The organism is Aromatoleum sp., from assembly GCF_035254505.1.
GTDB lineage: Bacteria > Pseudomonadota > Gammaproteobacteria > Burkholderiales > Rhodocyclaceae > Aromatoleum.
Map to the genome: position 1 here is coordinate 1 of NZ_DATFAO010000077.1, position 5600 is coordinate 5600.

Annotated in this window: 7 protein-coding genes; 2 read left to right on the forward strand and 5 right to left on the reverse strand. The window is 66.6% G+C overall.

Translation table 11 applies throughout. The features are described 5' to 3' along the window. Window positions 1–122: 122 nt before the first annotated feature. The 5 genes from VJ673_RS15060 to VJ673_RS15080 form a co-directional block, all read right to left on the reverse strand. On the reverse strand, window positions 123–971 hold the full coding sequence (locus VJ673_RS15060; RefSeq protein ID WP_324126953.1) for a methyltransferase domain-containing protein: 849 nt from the start codon (window positions 969–971) through the stop codon (window positions 123–125). Further along, window positions 968–1555 (reverse strand): YqiA/YcfP family alpha/beta fold hydrolase, encoded by a 588-nt coding sequence (locus VJ673_RS15065; protein ID WP_324126954.1) that lies wholly within the window; start codon window positions 1553–1555, stop codon window positions 968–970. The genes VJ673_RS15060 and VJ673_RS15065 overlap by 4 nt, the downstream gene beginning before the upstream one ends. A gap of 60 nt (window positions 1556–1615) precedes the next feature. Next, complete coding sequence (locus tag VJ673_RS15070; RefSeq protein ID WP_324126955.1) at window positions 1616–2440, reverse strand: undecaprenyl-diphosphate phosphatase; 825 nt, start codon at window positions 2438–2440, stop codon at window positions 1616–1618. Window positions 2441–2552: 112 nt separating this feature from the next. Then, the gene (locus VJ673_RS15075) at window positions 2553–2807 is read right to left on the reverse strand and encodes a YkgJ family cysteine cluster protein (protein ID WP_324126959.1); all 255 of its coding nucleotides are present in this window, start codon (window positions 2805–2807) and stop codon (window positions 2553–2555) included. A 2-nt stretch (window positions 2808–2809) separates the two neighbouring features. Beyond that, window positions 2810–3337 (reverse strand): DUF2478 domain-containing protein, encoded by a 528-nt coding sequence (locus VJ673_RS15080; protein WP_324126956.1) that lies wholly within the window; start codon window positions 3335–3337, stop codon window positions 2810–2812. A 297-nt stretch (window positions 3338–3634) separates the two neighbouring features. Here VJ673_RS15080 and VJ673_RS15085 point away from each other — a divergent pair, with 297 nt between their 5' ends. Both VJ673_RS15085 and VJ673_RS15090 read left to right on the forward strand, forming a co-directional pair. Next, the gene (locus VJ673_RS15085) at window positions 3635–4510 is read left to right on the forward strand and encodes a transporter (protein ID WP_324126957.1); all 876 of its coding nucleotides are present in this window, start codon (window positions 3635–3637) and stop codon (window positions 4508–4510) included. 30 nt (window positions 4511–4540) lie between these two features. Then, the coding region (locus VJ673_RS15090) for a pyrroloquinoline quinone-dependent dehydrogenase (RefSeq protein WP_324126958.1) at window positions 4541–5600 on the forward strand (1060 nt) is incomplete at its 3' end.

Below are 5600 nucleotides of genomic sequence, written 5' to 3' on the forward strand. Positions count from 1 at the left end.
CTCGGTCGGCGGCACGCTGCCGACGGCCTTGAAGTAGAGCGGTGCGAGGCCCCAGGTCGTGAAGGCAATGAGGGTGGCGATGACGCCCTGGCGGCGGGCGTTTGCGTCTGGAACGGCAGCGGTCATTTGCGGGCGCTGGCGACCAGCGCGAGGGCGTCGACGACGTAGCCGCTGCCGTCGGCGGCGCGGTGGGCATCGAGTTCGGTTGCGACCGCTTCTCGCAGGGCGCGTTGGGTGTCTTCGGGCAGTCGCGACAGGGCCTCGGCGGCGCCGCCGGCGAGGTCGAGGAAGGCCTGCCAGTAGGCATCGGCGGTCGCGAAGCGGCAGGTGAAGGGGCAGGGCGTGACACGCACGTCGGAGAAGCCGGCGGCGTCGAGCGCGGCGGTGATCGTCGCCGCGTCGCCGAAGCGGAACACCGACGGGCGCGCGACTTTCGGCGCCGGCAGCAGGCGGGCGATGCAGTCCTGGGCGCGCGAGATCAGCGGCACGGCTTCGCGCGGGCCCCATACGGAGAGCGCGACGCGGCCGCCCGGGCGCAGCACGCGACGCATTTCGGCGAGCGCTTGCTCGGGATGCGGGAACATGAAGAGCGCGAGGCCGGCGAGGACGCGGTCGACGCTCGCATCGGGCAGGCACAGGTGTTCGGCGTCGGCGGCGGCGAAGGTGAGCGAGCAGCGGCCTTCGGCGGTCGCGCGGCGGGCGCCTTCGGCGAGCATGTCTTCGGCGATGTCGCTCGCGAGCACCCAGCCGTCGGGCGCGATGCGGGTGGCGGCGTCGCGGGCAAGCAGGCCCGGGCCGCTCGCGAGGTCGAGCACGCGCTGGCCGGGGGCGAGTTCGGCCGCGTTCAGCAAGGCCGCGGCGAGGTCCGCGCGCAGGTGGGCGCCTTCGGCGTAGCGGGCGGCGATGCGGTTGAAGCCCGCGCGTTCCTGGGCCTTGAAGCGCTGGGCGTCGAAGCCGGCCGGGGCGCTCATCGGGCAGTGATCCCGGCGAAGGCGAGGACCTCGTCGAGGTAATCGGTCCAGCGCGAAAAGCCGTGGTCGCCGCCTTCGAGGACGGTCTGGTGCGCGCCGGCGTATTTCGTCACTGCGTCGCGGTAGTCGAGGACTTCGTCGCCGGTTTCGACGAGCAGCCAGTACTTTTCGGGGCGCGTGATCGTCGCGACGTCCATCGCACGCAACTGCGCGATGTAGTCGTGCGTGAACTGGAAGGTCTCGCCGGTGTAGAGGTTGGTCTGTTCGCCGACGTAGGCTTCGAGCGACAGCGGTGCGACGACCGCAGGGTTCACGAGCACGGCCTTGAGGTCGTGCTTTTCGGCCAGATGCGTCGCGTAGTAGCCGCCGAGCGAGCTGCCGATGAGGGTCGGGGGCAGTTCGGGGCGGTTGGCGCGGCAGCGGGCGATCTGGGCTTCGATCAGCGCGATCGCGTCCTTCGGTGCGACGGGCAGTTCTTCACACCAGAATTCGTGCGCGAGCCCGCGCGCGCTCATGTGGCGCAGCAAGGCCTGGGCCTTGATGGAGGCCGGCGCAGAACGGAATCCGTGCAGGTAGATGATCATCGCATCAAGTGGAAAGTCGGGACGAAGCCATAAGTGTAACCGCGGCCCGGCGCCGGATCATCAGGCTTCCGTCCACTGCACCCAGCCGAAGTACCAGGTCGCCAGCACGAAGAGGCCGAAGACGATGCGGTACCACGCGAAGGCGATGAAAGTGTGGTTCGACACGAAGCGGATGAAGCCGCGCACGGCCCACATCGCCGAGATGAAGGCGGCGACGAAGCCGATTGCGAAGAGCGGGAAGTCGTGCAGGTGAAGGAATTCGCGGTTCTTATAGACGTCATAGACGGTCGCGGCGAACATCGTCGGGATCGCGAGGAAGAACGAAAACTCGGTCGCCGTCTTGCGCGACAGCCCGAAGATCAGCCCGCCCATGATCGTCGCGCCCGAGCGCGAGGTGCCGGGAATCATTGCGAGTGCCTGCGCGAAGCCGACCTTGAGGGCGTCGGTCCAGCGCATGTCGTCGATTGCGTGGATGCGGGGACGATGGTTGCGCTTTTCGAGGTAGAGGATCACGAAGCCGCCGAGCACCAGGGCGGTCGCGACCGTCAGCGGGTTGAAGAGCGCACCCTTGATCTTGGAATGGAAGAGCACGCCGAGCACGGCCGCGGGCAGGAAGCCGACGATAAGCAGCGTGACAAAGCGGCGGGCGCTGGCATAGCGGGTAATGCCAAGGGCGACATCGGTGAGACGCTGGCGATAGTCCCAGCACACGGCGAGGATCGCGCCGAGCTGGATGACGATCTCGAAGACCTTGCTGACTTCGTCGTTGAAGTTGAGCAGGTCGCCAAAGATGATCAGGTGGCCGGTCGAGGAAACTGGCAGGAACTCGGTTAGACCTTCGATGATGCCGAGGATCAGTGCGACGAAGTATTGGGGAAGGTCCATGGATCGGGGATGCAGGTAATCGGGCGGAACCCGGGATGATACCTGCCGGCCGCGGCCCGAAAATTAAATTGCATTCAGTTGCGCATTGCCATGCATGGCGGCAGACAGGCGTTCAGGGGGCTGTGAGCGCCTCAAGTTCGGCGAGCCAGCGGATGGCCGCTTCGCGGTGCCCGCCACACATCTGCGGGCTGGGGCTGAGGCTGCCGCAGACCGCAGGGCGGCGCGGGTCGCCAAAAAGTCGGCAGCGGTCGGCGTCGTCGAGCTGAACGCAGCGCATACCCGCAGGTTTGCCGCCTTCCATGCCCGGGATCGGGCTGGAGATCGACGGCGCGATGCAGCACGCGGCGCAGGCGGGGCGACACTCCATCGTCAGGCGGGGCGCGAAAGCTCGTCCCACCACGCGACGATGTCTTCGGCGCGCGGTTCGAGCAAGGTACCGGCATCGCCGGTGAATTCGCGCCAGGCGTCGAGGAAGCGCTCGCCGACGGCGGTGACGACCGGCGTGCCGGAGGTGACGGCCTGCGCCATTTCGTTGCGCAGGCCCGAGCCGCTGGCCTCCTGCGCGCCGAACTTGTTCACGAAGACGAGTTCGACGCCGCTTTCGAGCGCATGACGCACGGCGACTGCGGCGTGCGCGAGGGCGTCGGGGTCGAGCCGGCAGGCTTCGGAGCCGCTGCCGAGCTCCTGCGACAGTGGGAAGCGTTCGCCGCTTGCGAGGTCTTCGAGTTCCATGCCGCACGGGTCTTCGACGCAGGTCGGCAGGTCATGCTGCAGGATGCCGCCGAGGCGCACGCCCCGTTCGGCAAGCCGTTGGGCGGCTTCCTCCAGCACCGGTTCGATGTGGTCGGCAGGGCGATAGACGATGGCGGCAATCGGCAGGCGCGGTTCAGAGGTCATGGTGGCGGCGAGTGCGGGCGATCTGGCGATTGTCGCACTGCGCGTCGTCGGCGCGAAGCGGAGCGCGCGATTTGTCGCAGCGGAGGGCCGCGCCGCTGAGACAGGTGTCGCGGCCGTCTCAGCTTGGGGGAGACGCCTGTCTCGTGTCTCACTGCCGTTCTAATTATTAACTTGTTGATTTTAAATATGACTGTCTCCTGGCACGGGTTTCGCGAATCCGGGGAGGAGTCGGCGGAGCGCTCGTGAAAGCGCCCGACCGGCTCGCGACACCACGCCAAAAAACCAAAGGAGACATTCATGCAAGAGGAGAAGCCCTGCCGCGCCGCCGCGCTGCTGGCGTTTGCGGCGCTGGCCGGCGGCCTGGGCGCCGCGACGCCGGCGCAGGCGCAGGTCACGCTGGACGTGATCGGCCCGCACGAGTACGACCTGCCGGTCGATTTCAAGCCCTTCAATGTGTTCGTGCAGTACGCGACCTTCGAGGATGGTCGCCGTTTGTGGGATGCCGACGGGGATCGCCGGCGCACATCAGCGACGCACACGATCATCGGGCTGTCGAAGTACGTCCATTTCTGGACGCCGGAATCGAATCCGAAGATGGGCCTCGCGTACGAGGTCATCGTGCCGGAAGTCGGCGTGCGCAATTCGGATGCGCGCACCTCCGCGAGCGGGATCGGCGATCCGATCACGGGGCTTGCGCTCTGGTACAAGCCGACCGCCAACTCGACGTTGGGTTTCCAATCCTTCATGCAGCTTCCGGTCGGCGACAAGGACATCGGCGGCGGCGATGTGTGGAAGAACCTGTCGAGCCTGTTCTGGGATGTGCAGTTCGGCAAGCTCACCTACACCGCTGATGCGGGCTTCGTGTTCTTCGGCGAATCGACGGCAGCCGACGCCCGGCCGGCGACGGTCTTCCATACCAATCACCGCCTCGGTTACCAGCTGAACAACGTGATCGAGCCCTTCGTCGCTCTTGATTACGAACGGCAGGACGGCTGGAAGAACCGCGCAGCCGGCGTGAAGGTGGCCGACAGCCACGAGACGACGGCAGGTGCCGGCGTGATGTTCAAGTACTACGGCAACCAGTCGCTCACCGTGCGCTATTCGCGCGGCATCGACGGCGAGAGCCACGGCGCGACCGACAGCATCAACCTCAAGTACGTCTACGCCTGGTAAGCGCGATTCCGCAATCCGGAGGAGAACAGCATGAATACGAAGAAACCGATCGCGAAGAAAGTGATCGCCGCGCTGGCCTGTGCAGGGGCGTTGTCGGGGAGTGTGTGGGCAGCGGACGGGCCGGGTTTCGATGACCCGGACAACTGGCCGCAGTATCACCGCAGCTTCAACGCGTGGCGCTTCAGCCCGCTGAAGGCGATCAACCGCGACAACGTCGGACGGCTGAAGGTCGCGTGGATCCACCAGCCGGGCAACATCACGCACGGCATCCAGGCGACGCCGATCGTGATCGACGGCATCCTGTACTACGTGTCGGCGAACAACAACGTGTGGGCGGTCGATGCGGCGACGGGACGGACGCTGTGGCATTACGAGCCGAAGCTCGATCCGCTCTCGAAACAGGCCTTCTACGCGTCGGCAAGCCGCGGCGTGACGGTCGGGCGCGGCAAGGTGTTTCTGGGCACGCTCGACGGGCGCTTCGTCGCGCTCGATCAGAAGACCGGCAAGGAGCTCTGGTCGACGCAGCTGACGGATCAGAAGACGCAATACGGTGCCCTCTTCTCGGCGCCGCCGCAGCTCGCCGGCGACGTGCTCTTCGGCGGCACGACGGGCGGCGATCAGCCGATCAGCGGCAAGATCTACGCGGTCAACGCCGACACCGGCAAGCCCGCGTGGACCTTCGACATCCTGCGCGACGACCCGGAGAGCTGGCCGGGCGACAGCCGCAAGCGCGGCGGCGGCAGCGCGTGGATGCCGGGCACTTACGACCCCCGTACCGACACGATCTACATCGGCACGTCGAACGCAGCACCCGACTACTTCAGTGCCGACCGCAAGGGCGACAACAAGTACACGGCGAGCCTCCTCGCGCTCGACCCGAAGAGCGGCAAGCTGAAGTGGGCGCGCCAGGAGATCCCCCACGATTCGTGGGACTTCGACTCGGCCTACGAGGCGCTGATGGTGAAGGGCGCGGACGGCAAGGACGTGATCGTGCATCTGAACAAGAGCGGCTTCGTGTTCGTGATGGACAAGGACGACGGCAAGCTCGAGAACGTCTGGCAGTTCGCGCAGAACGTGAATTGGGTGAAGG